The sequence below is a fragment of the Aquamicrobium terrae genome (genome assembly GCF_040545735.1).
In the GTDB taxonomy this organism is placed as follows: domain Bacteria; phylum Pseudomonadota; class Alphaproteobacteria; order Rhizobiales; family Rhizobiaceae; genus Mesorhizobium; species Mesorhizobium terrae_A.
The window spans coordinates 168898-188897 of sequence record NZ_JBEPML010000003.1; the positions used below are offsets into that span (position 1 = coordinate 168898).

Consider the following 20000-nt stretch of genomic DNA (forward strand, 5'->3'; position numbering starts at 1 on the left):
GGGGGCAACAAGACGGCTGGATAGGCGAGTTGTGGTGGACGCGGCGCTCGGCCAGCCGAATCACTCGATATCTCTTACGTTCGCATGACTGCCCCGGCGAGCGATTATGGCTCGATTCTTTCGTAAACTACGACTATTATAGCCGTAGTTCTGGCGCGAGACTCAGTGCCGGTGGGAGGTGATCGTGTATGATCACCGCCCATCAAACTCGGGCCGCGCGCGCATTGCTGGGTTGGACACAGGAGACGCTCGCAGACAGGGCCACCGTATCTCTGACCGCGCTCAAGCGCATGGAGTCGGTCAATGGTGAGCGCGTCTTCGAAAGCACTGCCGACAGGGTTCGCAGGGCGTTGGAAGCGGCAGGCATTGTCTTCATCAATTCCGACCGGCATATCGGAGTGATGCTGGATGTCCCGAGCACTGGGCGTCGCTGACGCCATTTCCCCAAACCGGACGCGATGCCGCATGCGTGTGCGTTATGGTGAATCGCCGTTTACCAATCACGTCATTGTGATATTGTGCGCGCCATCGCACCAGACGTCGCAATTGGGGAAAGGGCGCAATGGCGACGCTATCCTTTCGTGATGAAGCGCCCAACGGCGATTTTCTCACCGACTACGACCGCACGCATGTGAAGCTCTATTGTCGCCTGCTCGATGCCGAGGCGGATGGCGCCGACTGGCAGGAAGCCGTCGAAATCCTGTTCGGCATCGACCCCGGCACCGAGCCTGAGCGCGCGCGCCGGGTACACGATACGCACCTCGCCCGCGCCCACTGGATGACCGAACACGGCTACAAGATCCTGCGCCTCGGCCGCCTGAACTGAAGTTTCGTAGCCCGTCGCATTGCTGACAAGGCAAGGCGGTTTGCGGCCCGAGGCACTTGCGCGGTGCGCAACCCGACCGGATCATCTTCCTGTTTGACCTGCGTTCGTAGCCTGGGAGGAATATCATGAGACCCGACACGTCGCGCTGGCGGGCAGAGTCCGCTTATGGGTTTATGGACGAGGCAGGCGTCGATCATCTCGCCTGGGAGTGTCTGCGCCGGAACGGCGACTATCAGCAAGACTATCGTGACCTGTGGCGCGCAGACCGCCTCGGCCAGCCGCTCCCCGAACCGATGGAGAGCCGCTGGGGGCTGCGATTTCGCGGCCCGGCCACGTCTGACAGCAGGCGACCAACCGATCTTCTGGAGCGAGACCGCCGACACCACTATTCTGCGGGTGGCGGGCAACCTGGCGCCCGCGCGGGAGGGAGCCGTCACCCTGCGCGCCTTCCTTGCCGGTGAGAAGAGGATCGCGCCAGACGAACTCCATCTCCTCCTGCGCGAGATCGGCCCTGGCCTGCACCTGATCGCCGATCCCGAGATTCGGCCCGACGATCCGATATCGGTTGCTATCGCGCTCGACCGCGACGGTCTCGACCGCGTCGCCGCGCTGGATCGCCTGCTGCGTCACTTGGCCGGCTACCGTGTTCCACCCGATCAGCGCATGACCGCGCAGCAGCGACGACGCCTCAAGGTGATGCTGCGCGCCGTCGACGCCCGCCAGCATCGCGCCAGCCAGCGCGAGATCGCCCAGGTTCTGTTCGGCGTCGAACGCATCGCCGAGGAGCACTGGCAATCCTCGCCACTCCGCGACACGGTGCGCGATCTCCTCCGTGACGGCACCGCCATGATCGCGGGCGGTTATCTCAAGCTTCTGCGCTTCCGCCGCCGCCCCTGACCACTCCCGGTCAGGGTGGGGATATTTGACACTCCCTTAAATCCCCCACTCCCTGCGCCCCGCTTCTTCGCCACCGTGACCCCTGACCGCCGCTCGCCCCGAGCGGCATCCCCCAGAGCCACGGAGGCATCCATGCACCCCAATCCCGCTCTCCTGCCGCCGCGCTTTCTGCGCACAAGGGAAGCCGCAGACTTTCTCGGTCTCTCGCCCCGCACGCTGGAAAAGCACCGGACCTATGGCACCGGGCCGCTGTTCCGCAAGCTCGGCGGCCGCGTCGTCTACGCGATCGACGAACTCGAAGCCTGGGCCGAGCGCGGCACGGTCGCCTCGACCTCCGATCCGCGCGGCAGCGTGCTGCCCGCCCTGCCGGGCAACAGGCAGCACTATCCCGCGCCCGGTCGCTCCGCGCGCTGAGGGCCGTCACGCATGTCCCGACGCCTTCCCGCCTCCGAGCGCACGCGCCTCGATCCCTTTGTCATCGCGACGGGCGACGCCAGCCCGCGCGACCAGCGCGACCTGATGGAGCGCCCGTTCTTCTCGCTGGCGAAATCACGGCGCACCGTGCCGATCCTCTACGAGGCCGGTGCCGTGCGTGTCGAGGTTCTCGCCGTGCCGCAGCATGGCATGGCGACCATCTGGGATGCGGACATCCTCATCTGGGCCGCGGGGCAGATCGTCGAGGCCGAGAATCTCGGCTTGGGCACCTCCCGCTCCCTCCGCTTCATTCCCTTTCACCTTCTGACCGCCATCGGGCGCGAGACCGGCGCCAGCGACTACAAGCTGCTCAAGGCCGCGCTCGCCCGCCTGCAATCGACCTCGATCCGCACCACCATCCGCAACGGCGAGCATTGGCGGCGGCACCAATTCTCCTGGGTGAACGAATGGGAGGAACTCACGCGCCATGACGGCCGCGTCGAAGGCATGGAGCTGGTCCTGCCCGACTGGTTCTATCGCGGCGTCGTCGACCGCTCGCTGGTCCTCGCCATCGACCGCGCCTATTTCCGTCTCAAGGGCGGCATCGAACGCTGGCTCTACCGCGTCGCCCGCAAGCATGCCGGCCGCCAGCCGCAGGGCTGGGTCTTCGACCTCCATCACCTGCATGAGAAATCCGGCAGCCTGGCGCGCGTCTCCGACTTCGCGCTCCAGATCCGCCGCATCGCCGCACGTCAGCCATTGCCCGGCTACCGCCTGCGCATCGAGCATGATGGCGGCCGCGAGATGCTGCGTATCCTGCCGGCGCACTTATCCACAGGGCCTGTGGATAATCCTGTGGAAACGATCGGGAGATCACACGCAAGGACCATCGGGAGATCACACGCAGGGCCATCGGGAGATCACACGCAGCGACACCAGCTAACCCTTTGGCCAGACACGACGATTCCGGGCCTTAACTTAGAGTCTAACAATAAGAATAACTTTAAAGGGCGCGCGCGCGATGTGGAAAACCTCATCCGTGAGACCGCCCGGAGCCTCGACGCTGCCGTGAAGTCGGGCCGTTCGAGCGCCGCGTCCAGCAGATCGCCGACCCCGTTCGACCGCCTGGACCCTTCCGACCCCATTGACCCGCTCCTCCCTCTCGATCCGCCGGGAGGCCGCCGATGATCGTGGCGCTCCTCAACCAGAAAGGCGGGGTCGGGAAGACCACGCTCGCGCTCCATCTCGCCGGCGAGCTGGCGGTGGGCGGGAGCCGCGTTACCCTGGTCGACGCCGACCCGCAGGGCTCGGCCCTCGACTGGTCCCAGCAACGCCCGCGCGAGGGCCTGCCGCGCCTGTTCGGCGTCGTCGGCCTGGCGCGCGACACGCTGCACCGCGAGGCCCCCGAACTTGCCCGCGAAGTCGATCACGTCGTCATAGACGGCCCACCGCGTGTCGCCGGCCTCATGCGCTCCGCGCTGCTCGCCGCCGATCTCGTGCTGATCCCGGTGCAGCCGTCGCCGCTCGACGGCTGGGCGTCGGCCGAGATGCTGGTGCTGCTCGCCGAGGCCCGCATCTACCGGCCGCAGCTCGTCGCCCGCTTCGTGCTCAATCGCTGCGGCGCGCGCACCGTCATCGCCCGCGAGACGGCCGAGACGCTGGCCGACCACGATCCGCCCCTGCTCGCCGCCACGGTCGGGCAGCGCGTCGTCTTCGCCGACGCTGCCCAGACCGGACGGCTCGCCTCGGACATCGACCGCCAGTCGCCCGCCGCGCGCGAGATCGCGGCGCTGGCGGTCGAGGTCGAGCGCCTCGGCACCGGGAGGGCCGCGCCATGATGGTGCTCCCCGAGATCATCCTGTCCGGCGACTGCCGCGACCGCATGCCGGCGCATGGCCCCTACGACATGATCTTGGCCGATCCCCCTTATGGCGACACATCGCTCGCCTGGGATCGGCGCGTCGAGGGCTGGCTGGCTCTCGCGCGCGCCGCGCTTGCGCCGACCGGCTCGATGTGGGTCTTCGGCTCGCTGCGCAGCTTCATGGCGACCGCCGACCGCTTCGCCGACGCCGGGTTGCGGCTCGCTCAGGAGATCGTCTGGGAGAAGCAGAACGGCACGAGCTTTCATGCCGACCGCTTCAAACGGGTCCACGAGCTGGCCGTCCAGTTCTATCCGGCCGAGACGCCCTGGCGCGAAATCTACAACGATCCGCAGACCCACATCACGCCGGCGCTGCGCGGCCGCATCAAGATCGCGGCCTTTCGGCGCGGTGTCACTGTCGCCGACATGCTGCGCGACCTTCTCGCACGGGAGTTTCCGCCGAACGACGGAGACACGCCATGACCGACTTTCATGACCACCGCATGGGCGGCCATGCGCGGCCGAACGACGCGCCGCCCTTCACCACGCTGGTTCACCTCACCTGGGAGGAAGGCCGCATCGAGCACCGCATCCGCTTCGGCAAGCCGATCTACCAGCGGACGATCGACCGGCATAGCCGCGTCGTCGGCTTTGCGCCGAACAGCGTCTTCGCCTTCGTTCGCTGGGCGTCGAACGACTATGGCACCGTCGTGTCGCGCATCGACATCCTGCGCGCCATTGGACGCGGCGAGCCGTTCCAGACGCTTCCCTTCGTGCGGCCCGGCGGCGATCTTCTCCTGAAGCTCCACGGCTGGCCGAAGGTCGAGCGCGTGCTTCAGCTCATCGACGCGATCGAGGCGCTTCGCATCCACCCGGCAGACGCCGCGCCTGCATATTGGCGGCACGTCCACAACCGGCTGACCGCCGGTGTGGAACCGCGTCTCTATACGCGCGAGCAGCACGACGCCTGGCGCGTGCGCCGGAGCATCCTGCCATGAGCCCGCGCAGCATCACGCTCCTCGCCATGCTCGCCGGTGCGGCTCTGGTCGCCACGCCCGTCGTCACCGGCCATGCGCCGCGCTTCATCTGGAACGCATCGCCGAGCGTTCCGATCGGGCTCTACGAGATCGCCCCGGCCGACGCGGTCGACGTCGGCGATCTGGTCGCGGTGCTGCCGCCCGACGACCTCGCCGCCTTCCTCGCCGCGCGCGGCTACCTGCCGCGCGGCGTCCCGCTCATCAAGCGCGTCCTGGCGCTGCCCGGCTCCGAGGTCTGCCGCCGTGGATTGACGATCATCGCCTACGATCACGCCTATGGCGACGCGCGGCCGCGCGATCGCTTCGGTCGCGACCTGCCCCAATGGCAGGGCTGCCGCACCATCGCGGACGGCGAAATCTTCCTGATGAATTGGGACGCACCCGACAGCCTCGACGGCCGCTACTTCGGCGCGCTTCCGGCCTCGACCGTCATCGGCCGCGTGCTCCCTCTCTACACCGACGAATACGGCGACGGACGCTTCCGCTGGCGCTTCACCGATCCGGCCTTGGAGCCGTGAGCCTTCCGCAACCATCAACCACAGGAGACACGACCATGGCGAACCTCGGTAATTTCACCCGCACGGAAACCGGCTTCAAGGGACGCTTCCGCGCAGTCGGGATGGACGAGCCGCTGACCTTCGTTCCGGCCAAGCCGTCGGAGGCCGAGAACGCGCCGGCCTACCGCATCCTGCTCGGCGACGAAGACGGCCTCGACATCGGCGCCGGCTGGTCGCATGTCGGCGAGAAGGCCGGCGAGTTCGTCTCCATCGAAATCTACAGCCCGCCTATCGGCTGGCTGCGCGCCAACCTGTTCCGTGACGGTGACGACGACACCGCCTGGAGCCTGCATAGCAACGAGCCGAAGAAGAAGCGGACGGAGAGCTGAACGGTGGCGGTTCAACGTCCTGCCGGCGTCGAACGGTCGTGCGCCGTCCGACGCCCCGCACTCTTCCTTCTCCTTTCCGGCCTGCTTCTCGGCCTCGCGCCAGCGCCCGCGAGCCGGGCCGAAACCGTGCAGGCCGCGCAGCCAGCGGCCGGCGCTCCCTACGCCGTCGACATCGCCGAGGCAGCGCACCGCTTCGGCATCCCGGCCGGCTGGATCGCGGCCGTCCTCGCCGCCGAAAGCAATGGTGATCCGACCGCCGTATCGTCGGCCGGTGCAATGGGCCTGATGCAGCTGATGCCCGCGACATGGGATGAACAGCGCGCGCTCCATCTGCTCGGCAGCGATCCGTTCCAGCCGCGCGACAACATCCTCGCAGGAGCGGCCTACCTGCGCGCCATGTGGGACCGCTACCGCACCGTCACCGACATGCTCGGCGCCTACAATTTCGGTCCCGGCCGGTATGACGAATACCTGGCCGGCAAACGCGGCCTGCCGCTAGAAACGCGCGACTACATCGCCGCGCTCGCGCCCGTTCTCGCCGGCGAGCCGCTCGCGCTGGGCGCGCTCGCCGGCCCGCCGCGCGTCACCGACTGGCGTGACGCTCCCCTCTTCGTCACGGCCCCCACCAGCACGGGAACAGCACCCGGCTTGCACGGCGAGCGCAGCGCCGGCGCACCTTCGGATGCGCCTGCCGCGTCGCCCGGTTCGCTCGCGCCGGCCCCTGCCGAGGCCCTGTTCGTCGTGCGATCCGGCTCGGGAGACGCCCCATGAGCTGGATCGCACGATTTCGCGCTGTAGCGGAGTGCCGGAAAGGACAGGAAGGGTCGCGCGCCGGAAGGGGCACGGCGACTGGAATACGGCAAGATAAAAGCGCCTGCGCAAGCCACCGTCAAGCCATTGGAATGGCTCGGTGTTTTGCGCATATGGCGGTCGGTCGTGCATACGCATGGGCGATTTTGCCAGCAAAATCAAAGGCATTTCGTATGGGCGGCTTCGCCGTGCCTCTCGGAAGGCACGCATGAGCGGCGACGACAACGAGTTTCGCATCCGCCCCGGCAAGCCGCGCTCGACCCGCGCGCCGCGCGCCAAGACCTTCATCAACCAGGTGCTGCGCGCCGCCAGGCAGGCGAGCAATGCGCCCGCCAGTGGATCGGCATCGGGATCGGGACGCCGGGGCGGCGGCGCAGGCCGCTCCACCTTCGGCCGCGGCCGCAATGTCGTGTCGCGCAGCTACCTGCTCGGCTCGCGGCGCCGCGTCGTCGCACAGACACGCATCGCCCGTCACAGGGGCCGCGCCTTTCGCTCCGCGCCGATCTCGGCGCATCTCTCCTATCTGAAGCGCGAAGGCGTCAGCCGCGACGGCGAGAAGGGCGTCATGTTCGATGCCGACAACGACCGTGCCGACGATCTCGGCTTCGCCGATCGCTGCCAGGACGACCGGCACCATTTCCGTTTCATCATCTCCCCCGAAGACGCCACCGACATGGAAGACCTGCGTGCTTTCACGCGGGATCTCGCCAAACAAATGGAAGCGGATCTTGGCACCCGCCTCGATTGGGTCGCCGTCGATCACTGGAACACCGACAACCCGCATGTCCATCTCATCGTGCGCGGTGTCGACGAAACCGGCGCCGATCTGGTCATCTCGCGTGACTATATCAGCCATGGCCTGCGCGGACGCGCCGAGGATCTGGTCGACGCCGAGCTCGGCCCCAAGCCCGAGCACGAGATCCGCTCCAGCCTCGCGCGCGAGGTGGAAGTCGAACGCTGGACGCGGCTCGATCGGGAGATCGCGCGTCAGTCCAACGAGCTGGGCTATATCGACCTGCGGCCCGAGGCGAAGGGGCCGGACGATCCCGAGATCCGCCGCCTGCTCGTCGCCCGCCTGCGCCATCTCGAAAAGATGGGTCTCGCCGCCGATGCCGGCGTCAACGAATGGTTCGTCGAGCCGGGCGCGGAACGGACGCTGCGCGATCTCGGCGCGCGCGGCGACATCATCAAGACCATGCACCGCGCCTTCGCCGGGCTCGGCGAGGAACGCGGCGTCGCCGACTTCACGATCGACGCCGGCAGGGATGGGCCGTCCATCATCGGCCGGCTGGTCGACAAGGGCCTTCATGACGAGCTGACCGGCGAAGCCTATGCCGTGATCGACGGCGCCGACGGACGCGCCCATCATGTCCGTCTGCGCGGCATCGAGGCCTTCGAGAACGCGCCGCCCATCGGCGGCATCGTCGAGGTCCGCCGCTTCGGCGGTCCGGATGATCCCCGGCCCACCATCGTCCTTGCCAACCGATCCGACCTCGATCTCCAGACCCAGATCACCGCGCCGGGCGCAACCTGGCTCGACCACCGGCTGGTCGAGCGCGATCCGATGCCGCTCGGAATGAACGGCTTCGGCCGCGAGGTGCGCGAGGCGATGGACGCGCGAGCCGAACATCTCGCAGACGAGGGCCTCGTCCGGCGTGAAGGCCAGCGCATCGTCCTGCAGCGCAATCTTCTGGCGACGCTGCGCCGGCGCGAGCTTGACGCCGTGGGCGAGCAGCTCTCGGCCGAGACCGGCCTTGCGCATGTGAAGGCGCAGGCCGGGGATTATGTCGCCGGCACCTATCGCCGTCAGCTCTCGCTCTCCTCCGGCCGCTTCGCAGTGATCGAAGGCATCGCCCCGGACGGCGGGCGCGGCTTCCAGCTCGTTCCCTGGTCCCGCGAGATCGAACACAAGCTCGGCCAGCACATCTCCGGCGTCGCCCGAAGCGGCGGCGGCATCGACTGGTCGCTCGGCCGCAAACGCGACCTCGGCCTCTGACGAAAGGAACCTTCCATGTCCGGCACGAAAATCCTCTGGGGCCAGATCAGCATCGTCTTCCTGATCGTCCTCGTCTCGGTCTGGAGCGGCACGCAATGGGTCGCCTTCCGGCTCGGCTTCCAGCCGCAGCTCGGCCCGGCCTGGTTCGAGGTCGCCGGCTGGCCGGTCTATTATCCGCCGGCGCTGTTCTGGTGGTGGTATTTCTATGAAGCCTATGCCCCGCGCATCTTCGCCGAGGGCGGCATCATCGCGGCGTCGGGCGGATTCCTTTCCATCGCCGTCGCCATCACCATGTCGGTGATGCGCGCCCGCGAGGCGTCCGACATCGACACCTACGGCTCGGCGCGGTGGGCCGAGCGGTCCGAGATCGAAAGCGCAGGCCTTCTCGGGCAGGACGGCGTGGTCCTGGGCCGTTATGAGCGCGACTATCTGAGGCACGACGGCGCCGAGCACATCTTATGTTTCGCGCCGACACGATCGGGCAAGGGTGTCGGGCTCGTGGTCCCGAGCCTGCTGACCTGGCCGGGAAGCTGCATTGTGCATGATATTAAAGGCGAGAACTGGCAGCTCACCGCCGGCTTCCGGGCGAAGCACGGCCGCGTCCTTCTCTTCGATCCGACCAATGTGGCCTCGGCGGCCTACAATCCCTTGCTCGAGGTGCGGCGCGGCGAGTGGGAAGTGCGCGACGTCCAAAACATCTCCGACGTGCTGGTCGATCCCGAGGGAAGCCTTGAGAAAAGATCGCATTGGGAGAAGACCAGCCACTCGCTACTGGTCGGCGCGATCCTGCATGTCCTCTATGCGGAGAAGGACAAGACGCTCGCCGGCGTCGCGGCCTTCCTCTCCGATCCGCGCCGCACGATCGAGGCCACGCTGGACGCGATGATGGCGACGCGGCATCTAGGCGAGGCCGGGCCGCACCCCGTCGTGGCGTCGTCGGCCCGCGAGCTTCTCAACAAGAGTGACAACGAACGCTCCGGCGTGCTGTCGACGGCCATGAGCTTTCTCGGTCTCTACCGCGATCCTGTCGTCGCGGCCGTCACCTCGCGCTGCGACTGGCGTATCGCCGATCTGATTGCCGATCCGAAGCCCTCGACACTCTATCTCGTGGTGCCGCCCTCGGACATCTCACGAACGAAGCCCCTGATCCGCCTTGTCCTCAACCAGATCGGCCGACGGCTGACCGAAGACCTCCATGCCAAGGACAGACGGCATCGCGTGCTGTTGCTGTTGGACGAGTTTCCTGCGCTCGGCCGCCTCGACTTCTTCGAGTCGTCGCTGGCGTTTCTGGCGGGCTACGGCATCAAGAGCTTCCTCATCGCACAATCCCTCAATCAGATCGAGAAAGCCTACGGCCAGAACAACGCCATCCTCGACAACTGCCATGTCAGGGTCTCGTTCGCGACCAATGACGAGCGTACCGCCAAGCGCGTCTCCGACGCCCTCGGCACGGCGACCGAGATGAAGGCGATGCAGAACTATGCCGGCAGCCGGCTGGCGCCGTGGCTCGGCCACATCATGGTGTCGCGCTCGGAGACCGCTCGCCAGCTCCTCACCCCCGGCGAAATCATGCAGCTCCCGCCGGACGACGAGATCGTCATGGTCGCGGGCAGCCCGCCGATCCGGGCGAAGAAGGCACGCTACTATATCGACCCTCGCATGACCGAACGCATCCTGCCGCCGCCCGACCCGGCGAAGATCGCTGTCACTGCGCGGCCAGATGGCTGGTCAGCGCTGAACCCCCTTGCGCCCGATGCCGCGCTGGTCGCGGCCGCCGAAAAGGCCGCGAAGAAGAAGGATGAGGACAAGGCCAATTCGAGCCTTCGCCGCGAGCCCGAATTGCCGGAGCATGTCGAGATCGTTCGCGAGAAGAAGGAGCCGGCGCCCGAAGACGAGTTCCGACACCTGCTCGGTGACGATCAGGTAGACAGCGCCCGGCAGCGGCAGGTCATGCGCCGTCAGATGCGCGGCATCGCTCGGCAAGCCGCCATGGATCCGCATGACGGCATCGATATATGAGGAACCATCATGCGTGAACGCCTTTCCCTGACCCTTCCATCCGACCTGCTCGTCAGGCTCAACGACCTCGCCGACCGGCGCAGGCTATCGCGCTCGGCCGTCGCCGAGGCGGCCATCGCCTCTTTCCTGTCGCCCGACGCGCAGGATATGCGCGAAGCCGCCTTCACCCGCCGGCTCGATCGCCTGTCGCGCCAGACGGCACGGCTGGAGCGCGACATGCGGCTGACCGCCGATACGCTGGCGCTGTTCATCCGTCACTGGCTGACCGTCACCCCGCAGCTCCCGCCCGAGGAGAACGCGGTGGCCCAGACCAGGGGCCTCAAGCGGTTCGACGGTTTCGTCCAGACGCTCGGCCTACGGCTGCAGCAGGGCAACAGCTTCCTGAGTGAAATCCCTGACGATATCGGGACATCACCGGCAAAAGAAAACGATAGCGGCCGCGAGAGTGGTTCTATCCGCGACGCAGCAGCAGGTCCACCATGGCGCAATGGTTAAGCCGTTGAGTTTCGAGCACTCCGAGAAAGATGATCTTTTTCTCGCATTGCCAACCGATACGGCTTTCTGCTGCCTCAGCACATAGCGCCTCGATCGTCTTGTAAAGTTTATTACCGTAGCAAAGGTTGTTCCCAACAAGCCTGTTACCTGTGGGGTTGCTCCACACACCATCGTTGATCTCGTCATAAACCCGGTAAAGGTTCAGACGTACGTGAGAGCCGCTACCCAGTCGTTCGCGAAGAACGAATTGGGCATCCAAACCCAACTGCCGTAGATTCAGGGGGTCGTAGGTTCGATTTTGGGCAGACCTCGCCGCTTGTTCCGCTTTCTCTCCGGGACAGCAGCGCATTATCCGGAGGCGTCCTCACATGTAAATAGTCCATGCAGTGGACTGCGTGAACGCGATACCCCGCTGGCGCGACAAGCGGGGAATTTCCGCCCGCGCGCTCATTCCCTTCTCGCGGCTTGTCAGCATGATAGCGATATGGCAAAGGCGACGGCACTCGCCCCGGACCCGGTGAAACCCCGGGTGGCTCTTCCGGCCGCCGATCCGCCGGACACTCAGGACAAAAGCTCCGCCCGACGGTACGGCTCGCCAGCGCGATCCGGAAGGGCTGCAATCATGTGCCGATGTTTTCCGCTGAAACGATCCGCCGTAACTGGTTCTCCAACATTCGCGCCGATGTCCTCGCCGGAATCGTCGTCGCGCTCGCCCTGATCCCCGAGGCCATCGGCTTTTCCATAATCGCGGGGGTCGACCCGCGCGTCGGCGTCTACGCGTCAGTGGTCATCGCCATCGTCATCTCCTTCGCCGGTGGCCGGCCGGCGATGATCTCGGCGGCGACCGCCGCAACGGCGGTGCTGTTCGGTGCACTCGTTCGCGAGCACGGGCTGCAATATCTTCTGGCTGCCACCATCCTTGCCGGCGTCATCCAGATCGTGGCCGGCTGGCTGCGCGTCGGCGCGATCATGCGCTTCGTCTCGCGGTCGGTGATGACGGGTTTCGTCAACGCGCTCGCGATCCTGATCTTCATGGCGCAATTGCCCGAGTTGATCGGGGTGACGTGGGAAACCTATGTGCTGATCGCGGCAGGCCTTGCCATCATCTACCTCTTCCCACGGCTGACCAGGGCGGTGCCCTCGCCGCTGGTCTGCATCCTAGCGCTGACCGGGCTTGCGCTGGCGCTCGGCATCGATATCCGCACCGTCGCCGATCTCGGCGAACTGCCGGACGTCCTGCCCGTGCTGCTTTTCCCCGACGTCCCGCTCAACCTCGAAACGCTGTGGATCATCCTGCCCACATCGATCGCCGTGGCTGCCGTCGGCCTGCTCGAAAGCCTGCTGACCGCGTCGATCGTCGACCAGATGACCGAGACGGACAGCAACAAGAATCGCGAGAGCATCGGCCAGGGCATCGCCAACATCGCCAGCGGGTTCTTCGGCGGCATGGCCGGCTGCGCCATGATCGGGCAGTCCGTCATCAACGTGAAATCGGGCGGCCGCACCCGGCTCTCGACCCTGACGGCCGGCGCTTTCCTGCTGTTCCTGCTGATGGTGCTGGGCGACCTCGTCGGCTTCATTCCCATGCCGGCGCTCGTCGCCATCATGATCATGGTCTCGATCGGCACCTTCCGCTGGTCGTCGCTCGCCGATCTTCTGCGCCACCCGCGCCGGTCCAGCCTCGTCATGCTGGCGACCGTGACCACCGTCGTCGGCACGCACAACCTGGCGCTGGGCGTCGGCGTCGGCGTGCTGTTGTCCGGCATCTTCTTCGCCTGGAAGGTGGCGCAGATCTTCCGCGTCACCTCAACGCTGTCGGAAGACGGCGCGCATCGGCGCTATTGCATCGAGGGCCAGATCTTCTTCGCCTCGGCCGAAGACTTCCTCGCCGCCTTCGATTTCGCCGAGAAGCTGCAACGGGTGACGATCGACGTCGGCAGGGCGCATATCTGGGACCTGACCGGCGTCAACGCCGTCGACATGGCGGTGCTGAAATTCCGCAAGGCCGGCACCGAGGCCGAAGTGGTCGGGCTGAACGACGCCAGCGCGACCATCATGGACAAGCTCGCCATGCACGACCGGCCGAACGCGATGGAGAAGGTGCTCGGGCATTAGGCGTCGCGCGGGAAGGCCGGCTCACGCACGACCTTTGCGGTAACAGCGGATGCGCAACGTCCTGTCAACCGGAACTGGCAGGGGCTTTCGGTGTTACCAAACAAGACGGAGGCGGCGTTCATCCTCCACTCCAGGCCGGGAACCGCAAAACCATGCAAAGCAAACGTATCCACGACACCGACGGTCAACAGACCTATGCCATAGTCCTTTCGGCCGGGGATGAAGTGTGGGCATGTCTCGAGGCATTTGCGAAGGACGCCGGTCTGCAAGCCGCAAGCTTCAAGGCGATCGGCGCTTTTCAGAATGCACGGCTCGCCTTCTTCGACTGGGAGTCGAGAAGCTATATTCCCATTGAGGTCAATGAGCAGGTCGAGGTCGCCTCCCTGACCGGCGATGTCGCGGTCGGACCGGACGGCAAGCCTGCCCTCCATATCCACGCGGTTCTGGGACGTCGCGACGGCAGCGCTGTCGCTGGGCATCTGCAGACGGCCCATGTCCGTCCAACGCTCGAAATCATTCTTACGGAATCGCCGGAACATTTGCGCAAGAAGCTCGATCCCGACGTCGGCCTCGCGCTGATCCAGCCGGAACTCTGACGGCCGCACAAGTCGCACCCAGCTTCTTGCCATACGCCGCTGCGGCGGGAGCAAACGTTCATTTGAAGCCTTTTCTGAGCCGAGCATAGATGGAGGCAAACGGAATCGAGTATCTTGCCTTACTCTTCGACTTGGCGGTCACAATCCTCGCTACTTTCTTTCTGTCCTGTTTATACGTCTGTGGCGAGCAGGATTTTGGGGACATTGTTCCCGATGAGTTGAATCTGATCGACCGGGCGGGCTCCGAGGCAGGCATTGTTGGACTGACGATTGCCGAGCCGCTACTTGGGAACGCCATCAACCTGAAATCATGCTTGAGCGTCTGCCTCTGGTTGGCAGTCGAGCGTAAGTTGGCAGTCGAGCGTAAGCCAAAGTGTTTGTCGTAAGTTTCCTGAGTTAGTGCTAAAAATCGCCAATGCTGATTTTTCCGCGAAAGTCAGGTGCAAAAGTTGAGGTTACGTGACCGTTTCTGCGACACCGAACCGGTTTGCGGCTTGCTCCCGCCAGCCTCAAACTGGCCAATCCGCAAGCCACCCCGATCCGGCCAGTTGAAGAGTGACAGCATGATTGGCCTAAGACCCGTTTCCAGCGGGTTCCGTGCGGCATCCGTGAAAAACGCCGTGTTGCCATCTTCAGGTTAAAACCCGTCGCGGATTTGCTTCGAGCGCATCAACGCGGCTCCGATCGCTCTATTTCACGTTGTAGCGCAGCCAGACGCTGCCATCCGGCAACTTCTTCGTGTCGATCAGCTCGAATCCGACAGGATCGTTGTCGTTGTATTTCGGGTTGCCGTCGAACAGGGAAGCGGAGTCGGTCGAGCCGTCCGCCACGGGCGTCATGACGATGCTGACCTCGTCGACGAGGCCCTGTTTCAGAAGCGACCAGTTCACCCCGCCGCCGCCATTCAGGAGCAATTCGTCCTTACCGTAGATTTCCTGGATCTTTGAAACTGCCGCAGCGAAGTCCAGTTCCTCCTTGCCGGCGATGATGTAGGAGACGTTCATCCGGCGCAGGAAATCCTTGTAGGCGTTGCTGACGCTTTCCGGAATGATCTCCACCACATGCGCGCTTGTGTCGAAATAGGTGATGGTGTTGCGGCTCCATGCCAGCTTTCCGGCACGGTCGATGGCGAAATAATGGATCGTCTCGTCGTGTTCCGCGAGGAAATCGCCCGGCGGCACGTCCTTCGCATCCGGATCGAGATCCGGCTCCTTATGATGCGTAAAATTCACTTCGCTTGTCGTGCTGCCGCTGAGCCAGCCGCTATGGTTGTGATAGAACGGATCCGGCCCGAGGAACAGATTGTAATATTCGACCTGAGAGGCCTGGCTTTCCTCCGTCCGCAGGTGCGGCCCGTTGATCTTGCCGTTCAGGGACGTGTGCATGTGAATGATGATCTTTGGCCTTGCCATCCTGTTGCTCCTATATCTGCTGGATTTTGATCATTGACTCATCACGTCGGCAATCGGGGTGTCGCCGTCGTAGAAGTTCACGGTCTGCCGGACGGCGGCATCGGCCTTGATGACGTGCGCGATCGCCTCGGCGACGTTTTCGCGGGAGGTAACGCGCTTGTTGTCCGGCCAGTCGTCGCCAGCGTCTTCGGTCAGCGTGATTTTCCCGGTCGCAGGCTCGGCGGTGAGCAAGGCAGGACCGAGGATGGTGTAGTCGAGCGTGCTTTCGCGCAGTTTCTCATCCGCATCGTGCTTGGCCCTGGCATAGGGATAGAACGAATCCCCGGGGTCGAGCCGGTGCACATCCGTGCTGGCGGTTGCGTAGGAGACCATGACGAAGCGCCTGACCCCCGCCTGGCTCGCCGCCGCCATGGCGCGGATTGCGGCTTCGTAATCGACGGCATGCGTACGAGCCGGATTGCCGCCGCCGGCGCCGGCCGAAAAGACGACGGCGCGGGCGCCGGTGAATGCCGCTGCAAGCTGATCGACATCGGCCGATTCAATGTCGAGCACGACCGGATTGCCGCCAGCCGCTCGTACGGCATCGCTTTGGCCGGGATTGCGGATCACCGAGTCGACCGCGTAGCCCGCGGATTTGAGTTTTCCCGCCGCGAGCAGTGCTACCTTGCCGTGTCCGCCGACGATAACCACGCGATTGGTGTCAGTCATGAAACCTGCTCCTGAGTTGTGGTGACTGCGCAATAGCGCCGCCAGGTGGCTGCCGTGCTCAGAGTTCCTGCGCCGTCGGGCGGAACAGGATTTCGTTGATGCCGACGTCCTCCGGTTCGTTGATGGCGAAGGCGACCAGCCGGCTAAAGGTTTCGGCGGGCACGCCGACCTGGCCGACGTAATCCTGATTCGCCTTCTGGATGTCCTTCTCGCTGATGTGTTCCAGAAGCTCGGTCCTGACCGCGCCCGGCGAGATGATTGTGACGCGGATGTTGTGGGACGCCATTTCCTGCCGCAACCCTTCCGAGATGACCCGCACACCCGACTTGGTCGCCGAATAGACGGCGGAGCCGCCGAAGATCTTATGGCCGGCGACCGAGGAGAGATTGATGATGTGGCCTGATTTCTGCGCCTGCATGTAAGGAAGCGCTGCGGCGACACCGTAGAGCACGCCCTTGAGATTGACGTCGATCATCCGGTCCCATTCATCGACCTTGAGCCGGTCGAGCGGCGACAGCGGCATGATCCCGGCATTGTTGATGAGAACGTCGATGCGGCCATAAGTCTTGACCGCCGCCTCCACGAGCGCATCGAGGTCGCCGCGTCGGGTCACGTCCGTCGTGACCGCGATCGCCTTGCCGCCCGCCGCGGCGATTTCTGCCGCCAGCGCCTCGATCCGGTCGGAGCGGCGCGCGCCGAGAACCACACTGGCCCCTTCGGCGGCGAGATGACGCGCGGCGGCAGCACCCATGCCGCTGGAAGCGCCGGTGATGACGATGACCTTGTCCTTTATCATGATGAAATATCCTTTTGGTTGGCGACGTCCGATCAGACGCCGTATTGTTCGTCCGTGACATGCTCCAGCCAGTCGACGACCTTGCCGTTCTCGACCTCCTGAAGCGCGATATGGGTCATGGCGGTCTCAGGCGACGCGCCGTGCCAGTGCTTTTCGCCCGGCTCGAACCAGACGACATCGCCGGGGCGAATGTCCTCGACCGGGCCACCCTCACGCTGCACCCGCCCGAGGCCGGAAGTGACGATCAGCGTCTGGCCGAGCGGATGGGTATGCCATGCGGTGCGCGCGCCCGGCTCGAAGGTGACGTGCGCGCCCTGCACCCGGTCGGGATCGGCGGCGTTGAACAGCGCGTCGATGCGCACGCGCCCGGTGAACCATTCTGCGGGACCGGAGCGGGAAGGCGTCTGCCCGGCACGATAGATCTGCATGGTCATCTCCTATGGCTTCTAAAGTGTCTCGATGCGCAGCCTGTACTCGCCACGCACCAGCAGCGGCGCAGGCCCTTCATCCAGCCGACCCAGCCGGATCAGCCCACGCGACCAGCGATAGGGACCATGGAACATCGCCAGATTGCCCCATGGAGCGAAGTAGCAAAGATCGCCCGCGGCCTCGTTTTCGAACCGGCCGCTGCCCTCTTCGGTCAGCTTGCGCGGCAGATAGGCGATTTTCTCGTTGGTCGAATAATCGCCGATGGTCAGGTCCAGCGGCAGCATCGTCATCAAATCCCGCGCGGAAGGATTGTCCTCCAGCGTCGCCGTGAAATCCTGATCCGAAAAGCTCAATCTCACACGCATGGCGGCTCCTTGCGCACGGACGATGGAGGCGAAGAGGCTGGCGCAGCCTGCCGCCAGCAGATGGCGGCGGGACATCCGGGCGGCATGTGCCATGTCAAACTCCTTCCGGCTTCAGCATACGCTGTCCGTCGCCGATGAGCGCGACGGCGATGGCGGCCAACGCCACGCTGCCGATGAAAGTCGCCCCGATCGAGACGCCGTCCAGCAACAATCCGCCGACCACCGCGCCAAGCAGGATCGACGCCTGGATCGCCGCCACCATCAGGCTGCCGCCGGCTTCCGGCGCGTCACCGGCGTTCTGCGCCATCCAGCTCATCCAGATCACCGAAAACATGGTGTTCATCGCCCCCCAGACCACCATGAAGAAACCCGCCGCGATGACGGAGAAGCCGAACAGCAGCAGGCCGGCTGTGGCCCCGCCCATCACCAGCGCCGGCAGCTTCAGAAGGGGCGCGACATCGCCCTTGACGTAGCGTCCCGCCGCCCAGGTTCCGATGAAGCCCGCGCAGCCAAGAAGCAGCAGGAGAAGGGAAAGCACGGTGACGTCGACGCCCGTCACCTGTTCGAGGAACGGGCGCAGATAGGTGAACATGGTGAAGGCCGAGCCCCAGGACAGCATCACCGCAACCAGCCCGCGCAGGAAATAGGGGCGGCGCACCAGCTCCATCATGGCGCGAACATCCTGCCTTTGACGGACGGGCAGCGACGGCAGCGCGACCACATGCCAGACGAGATTTATGGCGACGATCGGCGTCAGCGCCCAAAACACGTCGCGCCAGCCGAACATGCCGCCGAGATAAGCGCCGACAGGGGCTGCGAAGGCGGCCGCGATCGCCTGGCCGCCATACATCAGGGCCAGCGCGCGCGGCACGTCCTGCGCCGGCACAAGCCGCATGATGACGGCGGTCGCCAACGCCCAGAAACCGCCGATGCAGACGCCGAGGAACGCGCGGCCGACCATCAGCACCGCAAAATTCGGCGCGGTCGCGACCAGAACCAGCGACAGCAGCATGAAGGCGCTCATCGCCACCAGCACCCATTTGCGGTCAAGCCTGCCGGCAACCGTGGTGACAGCCAGGCTCGCCGCGACCGCGAACAGCCCGCTGATCGAGATCGCCTGTCCGGTCTGGCCCTCCGTCGCGCCCAACCCTTCGGCCATCGGCGTCAGCAGGCTGACCGGCATGAATTCGGATGCGATCAGCATCGCCACGCACAGCGCCATCGACAGGACTGCACCCCATGCCGCGCCGGGCCGGTCTTCTGCATCGATGATGGTTGCGCCCATGCTATCCGCCTGAATTCCGGAAAACTGCCTGCGCCAAACATAAGGGAGCTCGCCGCTGTCGATTAGCCGCTAGAATCGGCATGGACTTATCGATGTGGTCGATTAATCTTGTAGAAGCATTCGCAGGGAACGACCCGATGGCCAGGATCGATTTCAACCGTCTGACGTGGTTCCGGATGGTCGCCGAGGAACGCAGCTTCACAAGGGCTGCCGCGAAGCTCGGCGTCGCCCAATCGACGCTCAGCCACACCATCAGGCAGCTGGAGGCGCAGATGGGCATCAGGCTGCTGACACGCACGACCCGAAACGTCGCACCGACCGCCGCCGGCGAACGCCTGCTTCAGACCATCACGCCGCGCATGGCCGAGATCGAGGATGAGATCGCTTCCCTGATGGCGTTCCGCGAAAAGCCTTCAGGCTCCATCCGGCTGACCCTCTCCGATCATGCGTTTCACAGCATCGTGTGGCCGAGGCTGAAGCCGATGCTCCGCGAATACCCCGATATCAACGTCGAACTGCTGCTCGACAGCACGTTCCGAAACATCGTCGAGGAGGGTTTCGACGCCGGTGTGCGATTGGGCGAAAGCGTCGAGAAAGACATGATCGCGGTCCGGATCAGTCCCGACTGGCGGCTCGTGGCCGTCGCCTCACCAGCCTATCTTGCCGAAAACGGGAGGCCCGAGCATCCGCAGGATCTGGTTCGGCATGCCTGTATCAACATGCGCCACGAAACGGCCGGCGGTCTCTACGCCTGGGAGTTCGAGAAGGATAGGCAGGCGCTTCGCGTCAGGGTTTCGGGCCAGCTGACGTTCAACGATTCCTACGTAATGATCGACGCCGCGGTGAGCGGCTACGGCATCGCCTACGTTCCCGAAGACATCGTCATAGAGCAGATCGCGCAAGGCTCGCTCACGCAGGTCCTCGACGACTGGTCGCCCTTCTTCGACGGCTATTTCCTCTATTATCCCAGCCGGCGCCAGAACCTGCCGGCCTTCCAGCTCGTGGTCGACGCACTTCGGCATAAAGTTCAGCCTGAAAGGCGCTGACCCCTTA

General features: G+C 65.0%; 23 protein-coding genes, 2 pseudogenes and 1 other annotated feature. Of the genes and pseudogenes, 19 read left to right on the plus strand and 6 right to left on the minus strand.

Annotation, left to right across the window (positions count from 1 at the left end):
- Positions 1-188 precede the first annotated feature (188 nt).
- The 18 genes and pseudogenes from ABID37_RS06020 (at position 189) to ABID37_RS06105 (ending at position 14338) form a co-directional block, all read left to right on the plus strand.
- The gene (locus tag ABID37_RS06020; RefSeq protein ID WP_354193264.1) at positions 189-434 is read left to right on the plus strand and encodes a helix-turn-helix domain-containing protein; all 246 of its coding nucleotides are present in this window, start codon (positions 189-191) and stop codon (positions 432-434) included.
- Positions 435-562: 128 nt separating this feature from the next.
- A complete protein-coding gene (locus tag ABID37_RS06025; protein WP_354193266.1) occupies positions 563-826 on the plus strand; it encodes a DUF2285 domain-containing protein in 264 nt (87 codons plus the stop codon).
- Between the two features lie 173 nt (positions 827-999).
- Positions 1000-1089, plus strand: a pseudogene (locus ABID37_RS06030) (transcriptional regulator domain-containing protein); the annotation flags it as partial.
- Entirely contained in the window at positions 1073-1723 is a 651-nt protein-coding gene (locus ABID37_RS06035) for a DUF2285 domain-containing protein (protein WP_354193267.1), read from the plus strand. The pseudogene ABID37_RS06030 and the gene ABID37_RS06035, both read left to right, overlap by 17 nt.
- Positions 1724-1855: 132 nt before the next feature.
- Positions 1856-2137, plus strand: coding sequence for a helix-turn-helix transcriptional regulator (locus ABID37_RS06040; RefSeq protein ID WP_240578778.1), 282 nt, complete (start codon positions 1856-1858; stop codon positions 2135-2137).
- Positions 2138-2149: 12 nt separating this feature from the next.
- Positions 2150-3325: a replication initiator protein A gene (locus ABID37_RS06045; protein WP_354193268.1), complete on the plus strand. Its 1176-nt coding sequence runs from the start codon at positions 2150-2152 to the stop codon at positions 3323-3325.
- Positions 3322-3975 carry a ParA family partition ATPase gene (gene parA, locus ABID37_RS06050; RefSeq protein WP_354193269.1) on the plus strand — a complete coding sequence of 218 codons (654 nt, stop codon included), beginning with the start codon at positions 3322-3324 and terminating at the stop codon, positions 3973-3975. Before ABID37_RS06045 ends, parA begins: the two co-directional genes overlap by 4 nt.
- Positions 3972-4355 (plus strand): annotated as a pseudogene (locus ABID37_RS06055) (DNA methyltransferase); the annotation flags it as partial. The gene parA and the pseudogene ABID37_RS06055, both read left to right, overlap by 4 nt.
- A 122-nt stretch (positions 4356-4477) precedes the next feature.
- Entirely contained in the window at positions 4478-4996 is a 519-nt protein-coding gene (locus tag ABID37_RS06060) for a DUF2840 domain-containing protein (RefSeq protein ID WP_354193270.1), read from the plus strand.
- Positions 4993-5553, plus strand: a complete 561-nt coding sequence (locus tag ABID37_RS06065) for a S26 family signal peptidase (protein ID WP_354193271.1) — start codon at positions 4993-4995, stop codon at positions 5551-5553. Before ABID37_RS06060 ends, ABID37_RS06065 begins: the two co-directional genes overlap by 4 nt.
- A 35-nt stretch (positions 5554-5588) precedes the next feature.
- The gene (locus tag ABID37_RS06070) at positions 5589-5921 is read left to right on the plus strand and encodes a DUF736 domain-containing protein (protein WP_354193273.1); all 333 of its coding nucleotides are present in this window, start codon (positions 5589-5591) and stop codon (positions 5919-5921) included.
- Positions 5922-5924: 3 nt separating this feature from the next.
- The gene (locus ABID37_RS06075) at positions 5925-6692 is read left to right on the plus strand and encodes a lytic transglycosylase domain-containing protein (RefSeq protein ID WP_354193274.1); all 768 of its coding nucleotides are present in this window, start codon (positions 5925-5927) and stop codon (positions 6690-6692) included.
- A 247-nt stretch (positions 6693-6939) separates the two neighbouring features.
- Positions 6940-8727, plus strand: a complete 1788-nt coding sequence (locus tag ABID37_RS06080) for a relaxase/mobilization nuclease domain-containing protein (protein ID WP_354193276.1) — start codon at positions 6940-6942, stop codon at positions 8725-8727.
- Positions 8728-8742: 15 nt separating this feature from the next.
- Positions 8743-10746 carry a conjugal transfer protein TraG gene (locus ABID37_RS06085; RefSeq protein WP_354193278.1) on the plus strand — a complete coding sequence of 668 codons (2004 nt, stop codon included), beginning with the start codon at positions 8743-8745 and terminating at the stop codon, positions 10744-10746.
- A 9-nt stretch (positions 10747-10755) separates the two neighbouring features.
- Positions 10756-11241, plus strand: coding sequence for a ribbon-helix-helix domain-containing protein (locus tag ABID37_RS06090; RefSeq protein WP_354193279.1), 486 nt, complete (start codon positions 10756-10758; stop codon positions 11239-11241).
- Between the two features lie 507 nt (positions 11242-11748).
- Positions 11749-11804 (plus strand) — a sequence feature (sul1 is cis-regulatory element that is thought to sense ions involved in sulfur or methionine metabolism; They are found in Alphaproteobacteria).
- A 67-nt stretch (positions 11805-11871) separates the two neighbouring features.
- Complete coding sequence (locus ABID37_RS06095; RefSeq protein ID WP_354193280.1) at positions 11872-13356, plus strand: SulP family inorganic anion transporter; 1485 nt, start codon at positions 11872-11874, stop codon at positions 13354-13356.
- 152 nt (positions 13357-13508) lie between these two features.
- Positions 13509-13952, plus strand: a complete 444-nt coding sequence (locus ABID37_RS06100; RefSeq protein ID WP_354193281.1) for a PPC domain-containing DNA-binding protein — start codon at positions 13509-13511, stop codon at positions 13950-13952.
- A gap of 89 nt (positions 13953-14041) precedes the next feature.
- A complete protein-coding gene (locus ABID37_RS06105; RefSeq protein ID WP_354193282.1) occupies positions 14042-14338 on the plus strand; it encodes a hypothetical protein in 297 nt (98 codons plus the stop codon).
- Between the two features lie 303 nt (positions 14339-14641).
- On the opposite strand, the gene ABID37_RS06110 is transcribed toward ABID37_RS06105, so the two are convergent.
- From ABID37_RS06110 to ABID37_RS06135, 6 genes are read right to left on the minus strand one after another with little or no spacing between them, the layout of a single operon-like run.
- Positions 14642-15364, minus strand: a complete 723-nt coding sequence (locus tag ABID37_RS06110) for a dihydrofolate reductase family protein (RefSeq protein WP_354193283.1) — start codon at positions 15362-15364, stop codon at positions 14642-14644.
- Positions 15365-15394: 30 nt separating this feature from the next.
- Positions 15395-16072: an NAD(P)H-binding protein gene (locus ABID37_RS06115; protein WP_354193284.1), complete on the minus strand. Its 678-nt coding sequence runs from the start codon at positions 16070-16072 to the stop codon at positions 15395-15397.
- A 58-nt stretch (positions 16073-16130) separates the two neighbouring features.
- Positions 16131-16868, minus strand: a complete 738-nt coding sequence (locus ABID37_RS06120; protein WP_354193285.1) for an SDR family oxidoreductase — start codon at positions 16866-16868, stop codon at positions 16131-16133.
- 32 nt (positions 16869-16900) lie between these two features.
- Complete coding sequence (locus ABID37_RS06125) at positions 16901-17296, minus strand: (R)-mandelonitrile lyase (protein WP_354193286.1); 396 nt, start codon at positions 17294-17296, stop codon at positions 16901-16903.
- A gap of 18 nt (positions 17297-17314) precedes the next feature.
- The gene (locus tag ABID37_RS06130) at positions 17315-17755 is read right to left on the minus strand and encodes a cyclophilin-like fold protein (protein WP_354193287.1); all 441 of its coding nucleotides are present in this window, start codon (positions 17753-17755) and stop codon (positions 17315-17317) included.
- A gap of 1 nt (position 17756) precedes the next feature.
- Complete coding sequence (locus ABID37_RS06135) at positions 17757-18947, minus strand: MFS transporter (protein WP_354193288.1); 1191 nt, start codon at positions 18945-18947, stop codon at positions 17757-17759.
- A 137-nt stretch (positions 18948-19084) separates the two neighbouring features.
- Here ABID37_RS06135 and ABID37_RS06140 point away from each other — a divergent pair, with 137 nt between their 5' ends.
- Entirely contained in the window at positions 19085-19993 is a 909-nt protein-coding gene (locus ABID37_RS06140) for a LysR family transcriptional regulator (protein WP_354193289.1), read from the plus strand.
- Positions 19994-20000 lie beyond the last annotated feature (7 nt).